At 34.9% G+C, this 17,666-nt stretch carries 12 protein-coding genes; all 12 read right to left on the reverse strand.

Features of this window, described 5'->3' with window-relative positions; translation table 11 throughout:
* Positions 1-21 precede the first annotated feature (21 nt).
* Positions 22-861, reverse strand: coding sequence for a hypothetical protein (locus DMB71_RS06315; protein WP_111364618.1), 840 nt, complete (start codon positions 859-861; stop codon positions 22-24).
* A gap of 12 nt (positions 862-873) precedes the next feature.
* The gene (locus DMB71_RS06320; RefSeq protein WP_162614787.1) at positions 874-2,820 is read right to left on the reverse strand and encodes a hypothetical protein; all 1,947 of its coding nucleotides are present in this window, start codon (positions 2,818-2,820) and stop codon (positions 874-876) included.
* A gap of 240 nt (positions 2,821-3,060) precedes the next feature.
* Complete coding sequence (locus DMB71_RS06325) at positions 3,061-6,756, reverse strand: contractile injection system tape measure protein (protein ID WP_111364621.1); 3,696 nt, start codon at positions 6,754-6,756, stop codon at positions 3,061-3,063.
* A complete protein-coding gene (locus tag DMB71_RS06330; protein ID WP_162614788.1) occupies positions 6,740-9,460 on the reverse strand; it encodes a hypothetical protein in 2,721 nt (906 codons plus the stop codon). Before DMB71_RS06330 ends, DMB71_RS06325 begins: the two co-directional genes overlap by 17 nt.
* The gene (locus DMB71_RS06335) at positions 9,457-13,182 is read right to left on the reverse strand and encodes a hypothetical protein (RefSeq protein WP_111364623.1); all 3,726 of its coding nucleotides are present in this window, start codon (positions 13,180-13,182) and stop codon (positions 9,457-9,459) included. Before DMB71_RS06335 ends, DMB71_RS06330 begins: the two co-directional genes overlap by 4 nt.
* Complete coding sequence (locus DMB71_RS06340) at positions 13,179-13,613, reverse strand: GPW/gp25 family protein (protein WP_111364625.1); 435 nt, start codon at positions 13,611-13,613, stop codon at positions 13,179-13,181. Before DMB71_RS06340 ends, DMB71_RS06335 begins: the two co-directional genes overlap by 4 nt.
* On the reverse strand, positions 13,606-13,905 hold the full coding sequence (locus DMB71_RS06345; RefSeq protein WP_111364627.1) for a PAAR domain-containing protein: 300 nt from the start codon (positions 13,903-13,905) through the stop codon (positions 13,606-13,608). Before DMB71_RS06345 ends, DMB71_RS06340 begins: the two co-directional genes overlap by 8 nt.
* Before the next feature lie 124 nt (positions 13,906-14,029).
* On the reverse strand, positions 14,030-15,829 hold the full coding sequence (vgrG, locus tag DMB71_RS06350) for a type VI secretion system tip protein VgrG (protein WP_111364630.1): 1,800 nt from the start codon (positions 15,827-15,829) through the stop codon (positions 14,030-14,032).
* The gene (locus DMB71_RS06355; RefSeq protein ID WP_111364632.1) at positions 15,829-16,503 is read right to left on the reverse strand and encodes a CIS tube protein; all 675 of its coding nucleotides are present in this window, start codon (positions 16,501-16,503) and stop codon (positions 15,829-15,831) included. Before DMB71_RS06355 ends, vgrG begins: the two co-directional genes overlap by 1 nt.
* A gap of 11 nt (positions 16,504-16,514) precedes the next feature.
* Positions 16,515-16,685 (reverse strand): DUF5908 family protein, encoded by a 171-nt coding sequence (locus DMB71_RS21945; protein ID WP_157957661.1) that lies wholly within the window; start codon positions 16,683-16,685, stop codon positions 16,515-16,517.
* A gap of 6 nt (positions 16,686-16,691) precedes the next feature.
* The gene (locus DMB71_RS06360; protein WP_111364634.1) at positions 16,692-17,162 is read right to left on the reverse strand and encodes a phage tail protein; all 471 of its coding nucleotides are present in this window, start codon (positions 17,160-17,162) and stop codon (positions 16,692-16,694) included.
* Positions 17,149-17,619 carry a phage tail protein gene (locus DMB71_RS06365; RefSeq protein ID WP_111364636.1) on the reverse strand — a complete coding sequence of 157 codons (471 nt, stop codon included), beginning with the start codon at positions 17,617-17,619 and terminating at the stop codon, positions 17,149-17,151. Before DMB71_RS06365 ends, DMB71_RS06360 begins: the two co-directional genes overlap by 14 nt.
* Between the last annotated feature and the right edge of the window lie 47 nt (positions 17,620-17,666).

The following is a 17,666-nucleotide window of genomic DNA, read 5'->3' on the forward strand; positions in this document are numbered from 1 at the left end:
CAGTGGACATTTTAATTTATTTTAAGAAGCATAAGCCGCAGCAGTTGCCGCAGCTAAACTAGCTTGAAGCGATTGAAGTTTGATTTGAGCTTTGCTTAAATTACTTGTAGCAATAGTCAATTGTCTTCCAGTTTCGTCATTCGCAGTATTCGCCTTTTCATAAGCAATCTGAGCATTTTTATACGCATTGTATATTAATCCTCTAATCGAAGAATCAGAAGGAGACGGTGCAGGTAAAGTTGCATCTAAAGATTTGCTGTTTGTTAAAGTAAAATACAATTTAGCAGCCTGTTTAGTCTCTAGAGTGATTGCTTCTTCAGATTCAAGAACAGAAGCTTCTGCCGCCAAAGTAGATTTTAACGCAACAAGCGTAAGAGCAACGGCATTGTTAGCGTCTGTGCCTGCAGTGTTGATTCTGGTAATTAAATCATCAGAAATTAACGGATTAAGCGCTTTTTTGCGAATAACAAGATTAGACAGTTTATTAATTATTTCTACAGAATAAATTAATTTGCTAATCAGATCGCTAATCCAAATGCTCACTCTTTTTGAATCCTGAGTTGCAGTAGCCATTTTTGAAAAGGCATTTTCTGAATTAAGTGCCAAATCGTATGCATTTTGAACAACTTGATCTATTAAGTTTTTATTGCTTAAAGCATGAGAACGATTGCTTTCTGAAACCAATAAATAGCCTTGATATCTCGTTGCTTTTTCATTCAGCGAGTTTACAATGGTTTGCTGCTGCTGTACAATTGCAGTTGCATCAATTACTTGATTTTTAATTAAATCTAGTTCAGCTTTTTTCTTTTCTGTAATTCCGTATTTCTGCAAATTAGGACTTGGTGATAATATAGTTTCCATATGGTTGAGGTGTTAAATGGTTGGTGATGATTTCAAATTTTCTTTTGTAGAATAAGGTATCGGCGTAGTGTTTTGCCAATCAGAAAGACTGTTGGTGTATTTCGTTTTAGAATTTTCACTGCCTTTATAATAAGACAACACAACAGGAATGTAATTTTTATCCTCAATTAACGGATTTCCAAAATTATCTGTTGTTGTGGTATCAATATGTACAATAAATTCTTGACCAGAAGTTGCTTTGTGATGTTTAGCACTGGTAAAATTGCCAGCCGGAATGTTTTCTGCTAAATTTAAATTGAAGTAGAAAGCATTGCTGTTTTTAATTGGTTTTGGAAATTTCTCTTTAACATCTTTCAGTTTAGCATTCAAATCTGTTAATTGGCTTTTTGCAATGCGCAGTTTTTCTTTAGCATCTGCCAAAGCACTTTTCAAGCTAAGATTCTTTTGTTTGTCCTGATCCGTTTCTTTATCTTTTTTAGCTCCGTCAGCTTGACTGGCAGAATTGTTTAAGGTTTCTATTTCTTCGTTAAGAGATTTAATTTCTGCATCGACAGCTTTAATTTCTTCTTCTAACTCCATTGTTTCAATTTTGTACTCTAGAGTTTCCAAATCTTCATTTGTTGCAATATCATCAGGATAAGGCAAGAAGAAACATCTGTAATCAATTTCATTCGATTTTAAAACATCTTCTTTGTCTACGACAAAAGTGATTTTAGACAGGTCTTCAGAAGCGTGCTCTCTAGAATTTGCAATGTTCTTAGCGGTTTTTAAAGTGTAAGTTAAAGCAAACGTCTCGGAAGGAGCAGACAGATATTCATCAAACGTATTGATTTCTTTTTTGTAATTTTCTGTAAAGATGATTAAAAGAAATGCAACATAATTTTCGCCAAGTACTAGAGGATCATTGTCAGAATCTCTAAGTTCTTTGTAGGCTATAGGTGATTTATATTTTCCTTTGGCATCTGGATTCTGAGAAGCCGGAATACTTTTGCATTGAGCTGGATTGCCTACTAATAATTCGGCATTAGAAGCACTAAAAAATGATTTCTTGCTATCTTTTACCATAATAATATTATAACTTAAAACAGGATTTGCCAATCCTTTGTTTTGTGTCGCAGGATCTCTGTCTTCTGGTGAAAAAGGACTTCTGTAAGCATCAAAAAAAACGTTAAAAGTACCTGCTGTGGGATCAAACTGTTTTGGCACTTCTACAACCAAGCTTTGGTTAAATAATGCATTGTTGTAGTTATATGCTTTTTTAGAAGCATCATATTCTACTTCACTACATTTTATGGCACCTTCTGCAGCTCTTGTGGCAATACTTGCTTTGGCTTTTGTATCATTATCTGTTGTTAATATTGCAGTAGTGGCTGTTAAGTCAGAAGTTGTTACCTGCAATAAATTGTTGACAGAAGTATTCGTTAACTTAGCTCCGTCAGCAACTGTTGAGGTTGAAACTTCAGAAATCGAAGCTGTAGCTTCCATGGCAAATTGCGAAGTCTGCTCAGCAATATAAGCCGTCTTGTTAATCAGATTGTAAGCTTCAAGAGCCTGCTGATAAATTTGAGTTCCATAATCTGCAGCATTAATAATGCTGTAAATACTTCCGATATCACTTGCCAAACGCACAATAGAATTTGATGCAATCTGAATGTTAGATGCACAAACCGCCATATTGGTAACGGCTTGTGTTACATACGTTTTCTGCTGATTTGCAGATAATAATAAGTTGTCTGCCATGTTCTTATTCTTAACAACTACATTGTTTATATGTTGCTGTTCTTTGTACATTTTGGTTGTTGCATCTAGTTTTTCCTGCGCAACAATTTCAGCCCCTTCGGCATAATAAAGAGTAAACATTGAAGTGCTCAATTGTGAACTCAATTGTTTTTTGGTCATCTCCTGACTTTCTAATGATGACAATACACTAGAATGCAGATTTTCATTGTAACTGTTCATAATAGTTTTTTTAGTTGATTAATTTATATTTCAAGATCGTATTCAATGGTTTTGTTTTTAATTCATCATTCACAATCGGAATCTGATTTTGTCATTTCGACCGAAGGGAGAAATCACACAAGAAAATCCGTTTTCGTAATCGACAATCTTTATCGATCAACTAGTGTGATTTCTCGTTCCTCGAAATGACAAAAATGTGCGCTGACTAACATAAGCGTGAATGATTCTTAAAAAGCTGTTTTAATAAGGCCAAATGACATGCAAAGGCTTATCCATCCAATGGTATTTCATAATAGAAAAGGCAAAAGGAGATTTATTAATCAATATATCATAAGCCCTTTTCTCTACTGTGAGTTCCCATTTGTCTTCCAGTTCTACCAGAATTCCGTCGCGAACAAGCCAGTTTCCTCGAAAACCGTCTATGGAGCAATCTCCAATTTCTGGCCAATGCGAAATTGCTGCTTGTATTAAACCATTAATTAATTGTTTTTCCTGGTCAGATATTTCTACAAAATCGGGTACTGTGTCTGTCAATGGCAGACCGCACAAAACTTTATTCAACGGCAGATAAATCTCTTCGGTTTCCTGCATTCCCGTAATTACATATTGCAAATACTGCACAGCTCTAACCTGATGTTCGTTGCTTATAAATTTATTTTCTGAGGTCAGATTCAATCGGTCAAATAGCATTGCGATATAATCGTTCAAGAGCACAATTCCTGCGTTTCTAACCGCTACGCCTTGTTTGAGGTTAGTTTTTGGTTTTTCTTTAATTTTAATTGATTCCATTTTCGATAGTATTTCGGTTTGTTTTAAGATTGGCGAAGTTTGTTTTTCCGTTCGAAGAATTTCTTTGAAACCAAGCTGTAAAGCGGGCGGGAATTGGTAGATATATTTTTCCATGTCTGCTAAAAAGTTCTTCTTAGAAATTCCTTTTTTAGTCACCACTTCCCAGATCAATTCATTCCAGATTTTATCAATGGCAATGAGTCTCCAATTGTCATTGACAACAGCTTTTAAAAGTTTTCGAAGCAAAAGATGCTGCATTTCTTTAGAAGCCAAACCTTTGATAGTTATAGATCCCAAAACATGATTGAATTTTTCCAGAATTCTCAAATACGATTCTCTGTTTTTATCCAATTGGCTTGCGGCATTGCACAAATTATGAAAGCTGACAGTACGGCAAATCCAATCCATTTGGGCTTCTGGAATAAATTCTTTTTTCATGATTCTAAAGAAAATCTGAGGCTCTTTTATCATAATAATATTTAGAATCTCTTTGATTTCTAAAGTTTTAGAAATGCTGAAAACAGATGGAATCTGACGTTCGATAATTATGGCAGAAATCCATTTATATTTTTCTTTTTCTGATAATTGTTGAATTTGAAAAAGTAAATCTGAATTGATGGATTCTGAAATTGTATTAGAAACGACATAATCAGAAATCATTTCGTTTTCAAAAAAATGTTCTAATTCTGTGACAGAGTTTGCAGATTCAAAAGATTTTGCTTCGTTTTCAGACTGTATTTTCTCCTTTGCAACAGTCTTTTTCAAATACAATTTCAATTCTTTCTGAAGCAGTTTTTCAAATAAGATTTCATTGCCTTTATAAGCCGAATATTTTAAAATCGTGTTCCAGAAAAGTTCGTTTAATTCCCAAGTAATTTTAGTTTTTGAAACCGATTTTACGCTATTAATAATGACAGCAGATGTTTTCTGAATCCAGTTCTTTTTCAGAGCAACGGCATTTGTTAAGAAATACGGCAATAGATTTTCACTTTCTTTTCTGTCTTGTTTTCGCAACATGACAAATCCCGAATCATTAAAATTTACAGTTAGCAATTGCGCCAATTCCTGCTGATCTCGCTGTGATGTGTTTTGAATTAACAATGCAAGCGCAACGGTATCAATTGAAGTTGTATTTTTTAATTGGTTTAAAAATGTCTTTTTGATTGCCACTCCAAAAGATTTGATTCGTTTGGACTGAATCAGTTTTGCGATAAATTGAAAATAGTCGTTGCGTCTTGTATCGGTTACTTTTTTCGATAACTGCACAATAATGGTTTCCAGAAACAAAGACGAGTTATGTTCTGGATGAAACAGTATTTCCTGCATTCCGAGAAACAATAAATTATCCGTCATTAATTCTTCAGGAAAATCATATTTGTCCTTTTCATTCAGGATTTCATAAACAACCTGAATCGTCTGTACCAATTTTGTCTTTTTATAATTGGCAGTTTTTACCAATAACTGCAGCATTTCTCGGTTAAGAATAAGCGGAAGTATTTTCTTTAAAACTTCTTTATTTCCGTATGAAAGCATTACTTCAAAAGCCATTTTAGGATGCAGTAAAATGGTTCTCGTCAATGATCTTTGTAAATCGATGAAAAAGGCACTTTTGGCGCTGTTTTTTTGCAGTTCCAGTTCTAGTTTTGCAACGAGATTCTTAAAATGAACGGCTGGATAATTAGAATTGTTACGATTTATTTCCTTGCAGTAAATCGCATTGAGATTGGTATAAATGGTTGCCGAATTATTGTTTTTTACCGCCGCAGGAACTTTAGCATTGGTAAATAAAGCCAATAAATGCTCGTGGCTCAGATTGTTTTTTCTGCCTAATTCCTTAATACAGAAAAGCAGAAAAGTACGATTGTCAGCATTTTTATTTTTGATTAGAAAAAGCATTCCAATTTCCCACAAAACCTTACTGTTTGTTTTGAGTTTAAAAGTCTGGCTCAGCTTATTCAAATAAATTACAGATTCCATTTGAAGGAGCGATGGAGTAGTGTCTAATCTTGAAAAAAGTACTTTTATAGAAGCTTCGTTTAAATCCTGAAGCAAAGAAGCAAGTAGGTTTTTGTCTTTAAAAATAGGTTGAATGAGTGCATTAAATTTTGTTTTGTTTTCAGTACTTAATGCGACAATCAACTCGTTCAGATTGTCTTTGTCTGCCTTAAGTTTTCTACTATTTTTATCTTTAAGTAATTGTTCAAGTAAACTCCAATAATTTATATTAAAATCAGGTAAATGATTTTCATTTTTTTGTGTTTCATATTCTTGAGTTAGTATTTTTAGGCAAGCAATAAAATTGTTGTTCTGAGAAGTTTTATCAGAGAGTTTTACAATCGTATTTTCGATCAAAACAATAAGTTCTGCGTAAGCAATATTGTAATGATTTGCCATTTGCAGAATACTGCTTTTCATGAAAGCGAGTTTATTAAACAGAGTGCCTCGTTCTAACAGTAAAAAGTTAAGAATAAAGAACCACAGATTCTTTTTGAAACTTATTGTGCTGGTCTGGATAATAGTTTCTTTGACCTGAATGTTCACCATAATCGAGCTAAACTCAATAATAGAACTGCTATTATTAGGTTCAAGCGCCGCAATTATTTTGGTTATATTTTTTTCATCAAACTGCCAAGCAATTCGTTTTCTAACTTCTTCATGCGTCATTCCAGTTTCCTTGATGATTGCAATAACCTCAGCGAGATTATTCTGAAGTAGTTCTGCCATAATTTGGTTTACAGAACCTTCTTTGTTTTGGTAATTCCATGGCAGATAACCTTCTAAGAGAAAGACCATAAGGTTTTCCAGAATCGATTTTTCTTTATTATAAACTGCGATTCCATTTTGCTTCTGGCTGTTTTGATACAGAATTAATTCGGCAATTTTCTCTCGCAATAAATTGCGTATTTTTCGGCTTAAGTCAAATTCGAGATCGCCATAATCGCAAGCACCAAGATCAAGTTCCAGTGATTCAATTCGCCAGCTTTGTTCCTGCGGACACAATTCATTAAAAATAGTCGCAACTTCTCTAGGCAATGAGATTTTACTCCAGGCACTCAAACGTTCCTGAAGTCTGTAGCTTTCTTTCTTTTGGTCAAAAGTTGTGTCCCACTTTAGACTCGATACAATATGGCTATTTATTTCTTCCATTTTTCGTTCCTAAAATTGAGGTTAAACTATTGATCAAATTCACTGAAGAAATCTCAGGATTTGTGGTTTCTATGTTATTTTCCTGTTTATTGAGTAAATCCTGAGTGTTTTTAAAACGCAAACTGTCATGCCAATTACTGTAATTAGGTATAATAGTTTCTAGTTCTTGAACACTCACAAATAGGCATTCGCATTTTATGTTTGTTGGAAGGCATATTGAAAGAAACAGTTTTAAGCGTTTTTTGAATTCAGGAGTTTGTAGTTCAGGAATAAAATCAGGAAATGCTAAAATTGCATTTTTCTTAAAAAGTTCGTCATTGATTGTAATGAGTCCGTTTCCAGAAGAAACCGTAATACGAAATGCATAATCGGATAATTTACTTTTTGTATAATCTGGAGTTGTTACAGTTTGAGAAGTGCCAGAAATCAAAAGATATTTCTCCGAAGCAAACTCCAAATAACCGTTATGAAATTGAGCATCCAAATCAGTTTGGTTCGAAGTGTTTAAAATGTAATTTATGTTTGTTATTGATTTAAAATCAATATTTTGAATTGTATAACTTGAACTATCACTTTGTTTAATAATTTCAACATTATATTTTAACTGACTTAAAAGAATCGAGGTTTCAATAAAAATGCTTCCTTTTCTTTTTTCTTTAAACCAGTATACTTTTTGTATAGTTTTATTGGCGTTCAATTGGTCTTCGATAGAATTTTGTGAAGCGTCAAATTGAGCCGTAATAAAGTTGTTGTATATATTTTTTAACCCGAAAAGCAAATTCAGTTTTAACTCAAAACCCGAAAAATTGCTGAAATCGGTTTTGCTTAATTTTTCCTTTTTATTAAGTTGTTCTGATTTAAAAATAAAATCAGAGGTGTTTTCATTTATGTGATCGTAGTGATCATTTTTAATATTGAGATTATGAGTCAGAGTTATTTTTGAAGCCGTCAGAAAATTGCAGGCTTTAATTCTGTTGTACGTTAATAAATCAAGGTTTTGAAGATATAAACTCTTTAAAATGATCTGATCTTTTTTCTTATTTCCAGTATAAATTGTTCCATCAATTACAGCATCAATAATTTTAGGAGATTCGCCATGTCTCGCAAGCAGATGATCCAGTATTGAATTTCTTCGTTCGAAATTGACATCTTCTTCTTCCATGATTTTCATCATTCCAAAGATGTAAGCATTGTAAGGATCTTGCTGATATTCTAGCCAGCTTTTTTCTTTTAATTCCTTTTTAGTTTCGTCGCCATAAGTGTATTCAAAGACATTATTGTTTTTTAATAAAGGTTTGATGTGAGGAACATTGTACAGCGACTGATAAAAATAGCTTGGAGAAAACATTTTGTACGGAACAGGATATTCTAAATGTTTTTTCTCGTACTTGTCTTTTAGCGCATAAAAAGCATCTTTATCTGAAGGCGAACCACATACCGAATTGGTAAAAGAAAATAGATTGGAAACATTTGCCAATTGCGAAAACTGATTGGCCAGAACTTGATCAAATAAGGTTAAATAACCTTTTAGCTGACGTGATTGTGCGACTTGGATAGGAGCAGAATCATCTTCAATTTTATCATCGCCAATGCCATATTGTTGCGGAAATGTATTTTGGATAGAATAATAACTGTTTATGTCTCTAAAACTGCTTTTTGGTAATTTTATAGCCGGCTTGTTGTTTAAACTTATCGCGGTTTCTTGATATTTGGACAAATTAATTTGCAACGGACTTAAAGCATCAGTTTGCACTTCTTTTCCGTTACTGATTAGCAATAGTTTTTTCTCTCTATAAGAAGCTAAAATGTCTATCGCTATTATTTGACTGACAGTTGATTGCAACGCTTGAACATGATTGTTGTTCTGATAAAGCTGAAGCCCTGAAACTGAAATAATACCAGCCACAGTCTCAATTACAGGAATTAAATCAATAGTTTTGAGAGTATCTTTTTTATCCGATAAAGATTCGTTTAAAATCCAGCCATTTTTAAGATACGGGCCGTCATATATTTCGGCAGCATTATATCCATCTTCTTTTAGAGCGTCATAATTTACTTGAGCTATTTTCGGAAAAATATATGCTCGAATTTTGTCTTGCAGTTCTAATAAAATGGCTTGTTCGTCTGCGTCTTTTTCAATTTCAATTTTTCCGCCAATCAAGCAGTTTTGCGGCTGCAGAGCAATTGGCATATTAAAAAGTTCGCCAATATTTCGGCTTTGATTAAGGTAATAAAATACCGATTTACAAATAGTATCACGCTGAATGCTATCGGTAATATCCGAATTTATATAAAGAAATACTTGATATACTCTGCTAAAAGGCGGAAGATTGCCATTGTAAGTTGTTATTACAGCATTATAAACCTCATCGATGCCATCGATAATATACTTTTTGTAATCATCAAGAGTATACGGCGAAGTGGTCAGGATTTTATACGGAAGATAAAACTGATTTTCTATTTCCATTTTCCCTGTAGAATCGGTCAAAATATCGGGAATAGAAAAATCTATGCAATAGCCTAATTCTGTGAGCGCATAACAAACCTGATCTAGAATGGTCATTCCAGGATCACTCGGATTAAAGTTGGTCCATTCGGTACCAATATGATTTTGGATATAATCAATAGCTTCGTCTTTCAGGAAATTAAAATCCTGATGCGGCGGAAGCTGTGTTTGTGTTATTTGATTATTGGTATCCATCATGTCAGATTTGAGATATTATGATTGGGAGCAGAAACCAAAAGCGTTGCCTGTCCGTATGGCAGTAAAGTTTTTTTTTCGCTTTTTAAAGCGGTTTGCACTCCTGTAACGGGATTGATGTAATAGCTTGAAAAGGAAACATTCTCAACAGTAAGAACTCCTTCAATAGTTTGAATAAATGTGCTCACTTTGGCATCAACAAGCGGTTTGTCAATTTCTATTTCAGAAGGGCAATTGGAAATCCACGGCGATAAATATTTCTTTAAAGCTAGATTTACATTTTTGTTTACCAACGTCTTTTGATAGTTGGGATCGACTATAATTGAGATATTGATGCAAACATATTCCAGATTAAAATTGGAAATGTTCAGGTTTACAAATGGCGATGAAATGGCGCTTAAATATTGCTTTACCTGGATCTCAAGTGCATTTGTTACCAAAGGAATAAAAGCATTTGAATCGTTATCTGATGCTATTTTTTTGACCAAATAAACATTGGTACTGTTATCGCTTTTTTTAGTAACTACTTTTGAATAATATACAGTATCAAATTTTTCTGCTATCAGCGTATAATAATCGGTAAAGGTGCTGGCTCTGTTTTTGGTTTTAATGCTATTGCTTACTCTTTTGTTTCTATCGGTTTTGTCTTCGGCAGCTTTTCCTCCAAAAGAAGCAAATGGCTGTATGATGGTGCCTATTTCTGGAATTTTGATTTCTGGTTTTGTGATTACATTGGCATCTATTTGCGGACTTTGTGTATCGGTCAAAAATGAAGTTCCTGTTCTTTGTACACTAAAACCGTTGGTTTGCATAAAAGTGGTTTTAGAAAACGAAGAAAGATTGCCAATAGCCGCAATAGAAATCCAGTTTTTAGTTCCTGGCATTATGGTATTGTTATTATTGCAATCTACTGGAATAGGAATTTCTATAATTCCAGAACATCTAAACTGGCTGGTTTGATCAGACAATGGCTGAATATTTTTCCATCCCGAATCGCTTAAATAGTAATACGAAATGCTATTCTGATTGGTAAGCGCAGTCGAATTTCTAGCCAATTCAAAATAGAGATTCAAAGTACTATCACAAATGAGATTATCTAGTTCGATAAATAAAGCGCCGTTATAATTAAAAGAAGGGTAAAGCGGAAAACCTTTTGCGGCATCGCTTTCAGAACTTCCAATGATTTGGGTATTCAATGTATTGGTTTCAGTTTGGTCAGCTGTTTCACTATCAAATACAGTATAGTTTGAAAATGGAGCATAAATAAAATACTGCAGCGGATAATCGCCAGCTGTGCCATCAAGCTTGTAGGTTACACTAGCATTATAAATGGCTGAAAAGGTTTGTATTTTTGGTGCAAAAGGTACATTGGCTGCAGTAAGAAAATCTGTTACTTCTTTGTCTTTGGCCATGGCAAGTTTATTGCCGTTTTGCAAAGCAATACTAGCCACGACATTTGCATACAATTCTGAGCCAAAACCGTATTCGGGACTTGATAAAGTCATTTTTATAAATCCAGATGAACTTTCTTCAGTAAATTTTAAAGCTTCTTTTTGAATATCTGGATCAGGCTGCCATACTTTTGCATTAGTTCCTGTAGCACTTGAAATTGGAAGGGGCTTAATATATATATAGTAACTGCTAGATGCATTTAGAATATTATTTGGAACTCCTAATAGAAAAGGGTCAAATAAACAAACAGGCTGTGGAATCTCATCAGTTGGAATAAATACTTTATCAACGTTACTTTTTTCAATTTTGGTCATTTTCAAACCTTGCCATGATTTGTCCTGCATAATATTGAAATTGGCAGTAAAACTGGCGTTTGTGAATTCGCTTGGAAAAACAACATCCTCCTCAGGTTTAGATAATATGCTTCTAAGTGTTCTTCCAAGTCCTGTTTTTGGAGTTGTTTTAGTTGGATGCAGGTATTCATTATATTGCTGATAATACATTTCAAAATTGGCTGGTCTTTTATCCCAATCTATTTCTACAATTAGACTATCGAGCGGTTTGCTCAAGATTTCATTGTTTCCGATAATAAAATTGGCATTTACCAGCGGAATTGGTCCAAAAGGAGTGTAGGGATTCTTGATGCTTAATTCACCAAAATCATTATATAATTGAAAGGTTTTTACACCCGTTACTTTCAAAGCAATAGTTATCGAAGTAATTTTAGGAGGTTCTTGCGGATTTGGAACATTCTGAAACAAAATCTTCATCATTGGCCAATCGCTTTTCAATCCGTCAGGATTAACTAAAAAAGGTTCGATTGCGGTTACGGTCGCATCAAGAACTATCTTTAGGGTAAAAGCAGTATTTTGCTTTGTAGCGTCTGCAGTAAAATCTGCAGGAGCCAAATCCAGTTTTAGCCATTCTTTTTGTGTGCTCAAAAAATAACTGGCTTCTTGCAGGATTTTTATATCTATGGAAGAATCAAATTCCAATGTGAGGTTTACTGTTCTTTCTCCTTCACGCAATAACAACATTGGCGAAGCAAAACCAATTCCGATTAAAGAAGGATTTGGTGAAATATCATCTGAACCAAAAGTCTCCCAACTGATTGCTTTATTTTCTGCATCTAATTGAATTTCGGTTGGTTTATCAACAGTCTGTAAATTATAAGATGCGTTATTCTTATCCTGATAAAAAAGCTTATGCACGCTTGTAATCGTAGCAGGATTTAAGTTTACTTTTTTTTGGGAAGCAAACAGAATAGGATTCTTTTGCGCATCAATTCCTGCATTAAACAAAGTTCCAGCTGGTAAAGTAAATACTGAGGTTGGCTTTGTAAGCGTCGCGCACAAAAACGTCTGATCTGCGATTGCAGGGAGCTTAGTCTGTTTTAGAATATCTCTATAATAAAAATCAAGATGTTTTTCAGAAAGGCCATTCATACGATCTTGCTGCACTTTTAAAACTTTTACAAAAGAGCGCAAAAGAACGGTGTCTGGAAAATGTCCTTTTTTAAGATTTAATTTCTTGAATTCTTTTCCCGCATGATGAATTATGGTTTCTAAAAACTGAAATAATTTATCGCCGATTTTTGTTAGAATATCTAGACTGAATGCCGTTATTGAACCTGTTTCCTGTAAAATGGGATGTTCTGTTTCGAATCCGAAAACTTGCCAGAATGGTGTCTTGTCTTTATTGGCGAACCAGATACTTTTATCAAAAGAATTAAAGTCTTGCAGTGGCGCTGGAACTATAAACAAACCATCTACAGATAATTTATATAAATATTCCCTGAAGGACTGAATTGCCCAAAAATCTACGCTTAGTCTGGTTTTTACTTCCTGTAAAATATACGTTTTAAGATCGTAGATTTCGCTATTTCGTAGCATGTAATATGCCCAGCGTTCTATAATTTTATAAACGGCCGTAATGCGGTCAAAGAGATTATTTAAAGCATTTGAATGCGGAATTCCTCCGTTTTCTTTTTGTACTAATCTTTGAATTTCTGTACAGCTGTTTTTATAATCTGTATGTAGTTTTTTGTAGTTTGTTTTTGAAATTGAAGCCATCAGAAAAACGGGATCTTTTAGCAAAAACGGACTCCAGTTGCCATGAATGGAGTTGGTGTCATTATAGAAATTGATCAATTTGCTGAATTCTGTCAAAAAGTATAGCCAGTCTTGCTCAGTTCTTCCGTCTATTAAATGCGGGCTTGGAACGAGTGCTTCGTTGAGAGAATTTATAGCGCTATTTTGATCAATTAAAATCATTTTTTCTTGTCTAAGTTTGTTCCTTCTTTTACATAAAATGGGAACACATAGTTGTGTCTTGTATTGGTTTTTGAATAGATGTAGCTAATCAATATTTCAATTGTTCCATTTACAATATCAGTCGATGCGACTTTTACGTCCTGTACTAATATTCTTGGTTCGTAACGCAATAAGGAAAACTTGATAGCTTCGATAATTTCGCCTTTAAGCGTACTATCAATTTTTCTAAACATAAACTGCTGTATTCCTGAACCAAATTCAGATTCAAGAGTGCGTTCACCTTTTCGAGTGTTTAGAATGACATTTATAGATTCGTTAATGTTGGTTTCATTGGCAGACAAATTCAGCATATAATTATCTGCAGAGAAAGACACCGGAAATGCCCATCCTGAACCTAAAAAGGCAGTATCGTTATGTGCTATATTATCCACCGATCATTACATTAAATGCTCCAAGCATAATTGAACCTCCATGAGCTGTTGAATCTCCCATTCTTGCGGCTGGCATACCGCAGATCATAACTGTCGCAGATCCTTTTATAATAGAATCTGGAGGTCCTACACAAACCAGCGTATCGCCAACTTTGGCTGCTGGTAATCCGCCTATTAAAACAGTTGGCGCACATGGTCCTACGATGGGTCCGCCTACATGCGGAACTGGTGGCACTCCCGGAGTAACCATAGGACATTGATGAAAGTCTGTAAGTCTTGCTGCTGGTGGCATAGTTTTTTATTTAATTGGTTAATCGTCTATTTGTTTAATCGATGCTGTGTAGCTTTGTCAAAGTTTTAAACTTTGACAAAGCTTAAATTGTAATTATTCGCAACTCATAATTCATAACTCATAATTAGTTAATCATTACCATTGCGCCTTTCAATGTCAATTGCATTCCTCCAGATACTTGAGCCATTTGTCCGCCTTGAGCGCTGTATTGCATATCTGCATTTTCTTTGATGTTGAGGCCTTTTATAGCGACATCTCCGCCGCTTGATTGTATGTTAACGCCTTGATTTCCTTTGATGGTAACATTTTGATTCGCCGAAATGTTGATGTTTTTTTGGCTTGTCAAATCAATACCACTACTAGACATTACAATACTGTTGTTGTTTTCGTCCTGAATCGTAATTTTCTTGTCTTGATCGTTAATGATGATGGTGTTTTTATTGGGTGTAGCAACAGTCCATATTTTGTTTTCATCATCAAACTGCACGGAGATTCCTGATTTGGAAACAATGGCTTTTATTGAGTTTTTCTGATTTGGATCTAAGCCCGCAAAAGGTTTTATGCTTGTACTGCTATAAACGCTTCCGAGAATTATAGGATAACGCGGATCTTCATTTATAAAACCCAAAATGACTTCATCCCCAACTTCGGGCATAAAGAAAGCTCCAGCTCCGCTTGTTGAATAAAAATTGGTAAGTCTTGCCCAGATTCCTTGACCTTTCGGGTCTAACAACGGAACATCGACTAAAACTCGATATTGAGAATCGGGATCTTCATACATTTGTTTTACGGTTGCGTTAAAGAGACCTTTTGCCCCAGGAACTAGACCAGAAGCGGGTGGTGCCATAACATCTGGTTCTTCGGTAAACCAAAATGGAGAAAGTCCAAGTGAAACTTCAGAAACCCAGTTTCCTTGCGACAAATCGTGCACAACGCCTCCAATTAAATAATCGCCATTAAAACGATCTCCAAGACCGGCGAAGGTCATATATTTTCCGGGATCGACTAAATTTGTGCCTTGAAATTTGGCTTCACCCATTATTTTAGAATATTCACTTTTAATAATCTGTGCTTTCGACCAATTGGTTAAATCTGCGTTTTCTAGTGGGGCAGAAGTCTGCAATTGATACGTAGAAAGTCCGACAACTTCTGAAAGTTTTTTTGTAGTTAAATTTCCAGTTCCAGAAACATTTGGTGCTGCATTACCCGTGACAACAGCTTGAGTTTTGAAATCCCAGCTATTTGCAGCTACATTTCCTAACTGTGTAACGGCATTTAGTTTGGCATTAAATTCAAGCAGCGTATCACCATAGGTTACCGTAAGTACAGAAGTGGTAGTTTTATCAGGAGGAAATACAGAAATTTTTCCGTTTAATGTGGTTACGATTAGTCCATTTGCTTCGGCAAGAGCCAAAAGGTAATCCCAATCGGTAACATAAAATTGTACTTGTTCTGGCCAAGTTGTGCTTGTAGCAGTAACATCTGCGCTTAATCCCGAATAGTTTCCTATAAGAGACGTCATAATATCACTGTCTTTTTGTTTTGAAAAAGTAAGGCTTTTTCGGCCTACAATCATTTTTATGGCATTATCACGACATTCAACTTCAAGAGCCGATCCGACAAGATTATCAATGCGAATGGTCTGGCTCATGATTACACCAGAGAAAATAACAGTATTATTACTGTCATATCCTGCTTCAATGCTAACCGTTGCGCCTGGTACAAAAGTAGCAGAAGAACTGGCATCAAATTCGCCTGTGTTGGGTTCTCCGTCTAGAATTGTAATTTTTGCAGAAGCAATTCGGTTTACTTTTTTTTCTATATGAACAGAAAGCACGCTTAGTTCATCGGCTATTGGAGAACCATTGACTTTCACGACAAATGTTGCGATTCCGCCACTTTTTATTTCGGTTGAGGCACTCATTAATTAGAAGGGTTTATAGGTGGAAAAATTAATTTGTCGATACCATTTAGGTTTCTGAATTTGTTAAGTTTATTATACTGTGCAACTTGTATGTAATACGAATCATCGTTCCATACTTTCTTGCATAGCTGTGGTAAAGACATTCCTTCAGAAACGCTTACAATGTGTGTAAGATCTGGAGATTCTGGAGCATCAGTCCTAGTTACTGTTTTTGGAGAAATGTAACGGCTGAACGATAATGATATCTTAGCTCTCAGCGGACTTCCATCTGGTTTAAAAAGAGTGTAAGAGATGTCAATAGAATCTAGTACACCGTTGAATGTAATGTTCTGTCCCCATTGTACTTTTACAAAATTAGGACGGTGTATTTTGCCATTGTACGTATAAATAATAGTTTCCAAAGCTGTTATTTCTTTGGCCATATTGGTACGTTTGGCATCTACGATTCCAGTACAGTCTATCACCATTTCAAAACTCAGTTTATCGCTTGGAGTGCTTTTGTACTTTTGCGAGGCCGAACTTGTTGCCGGAGCTTGCTGTTCGTTGTATTCGATGCTTTTCTGCATTTTGATATTGTCAGGATTAATCATGAATGCATACGGACTTCCAGAGAATTTGTTTTGAAATTCTTCATCTGTATATCCCGTAATTTTCATTAATTCTAAACTTGCCATTGGGGTATTCTTTAACGTTTATAGCTATTCTCCTGATTTTTCTCTGCAATTAATCTTTTACATTCTTCCAGCAGCTGTTTTCTCAAAATGGATAATTCTCTTTCTTTAGTCAGAGCCGAATTTTTCGCATTCGTTGTTACAATTTCCGTTTTGATAATGAGTTCTCTTATTTCGATTGGCATAATGGTTTACGTAAAAAGTTTATCGAATTTGGTATTCTTAGAAATGTCAAAATAGGTGTAAGCCAGTTCAATAGATTCTATTGCAATATTGCTTTCCTGAGAGTTTAAGTCAGAAACGGAATATTTTACTGGATAAGCGTTGTTAAAAGTCCATTGCATGCAAACTACACCAGAGGCATTGAGCAATTTTAAAATCACATTTTTGGGCTGTATCGGGTTTGATAATCCTTGATCGATACAGTTGGCGCACCAATTGACCAACTGAGATCCTACAGGCACCATAGCTCTTTTAAGCACCAAGTTTTGACTATTAGAAATGGTTGGGAGGCGATATTTAAATCTATTTTCGCCTCCGCAAACAATTTCTTCTACGCTTAGTTCTTTAGAAATTCCAGATACCTCTTTGAAAGCCGCATCTACACCCGCAAAAGAGAGTGTAAAATAGAAGCTTACAGGATAATCATTACTTACCGCCATTTTTAATGATCAGTTGTTCGTGTGCAATTTCTATAGTATCTACCGCAACCTCGTTACCGTCAGATTTTAAATCGGTGCTGGTAATTTTGGTTGGCCAAGCATTGTTTAAAGTCCATTGCATGGTTACACCGCCTTTTTCATCTAATAATTTTATTAGAACCGTTCTTCTTTTAATCGTATTCATTACGACTTGCTGATGCCAATCCCAAAAAGTATTATCATTTACAAAAATTCCACGTTTCATGGTTACGTTTCCGTATTTGGTAATACCAGGCATTTTTTCTACTGAAAAAAGAGGACTGTTACTTTTGCGATATTCTATAATTTGATTTTCGACATCCATTCCTGTAACTTCCTGAAAAGCTACTTTTGTCAATTCTGTTCCAAGATCTACTTCGAATCTAAACTTTGGCATGGGCCATGTTGCGCCTTGTACGCTTCCGTCATCTGTTGGCATAATATTTTATTTTAAATTAAAAAATTACTTGATTTATGAGAGTCTTT

This window comes from Flavobacterium tistrianum (assembly GCF_003254545.1).
Lineage (GTDB): Bacteria > Bacteroidota > Bacteroidia > Flavobacteriales > Flavobacteriaceae > Flavobacterium > Flavobacterium tistrianum.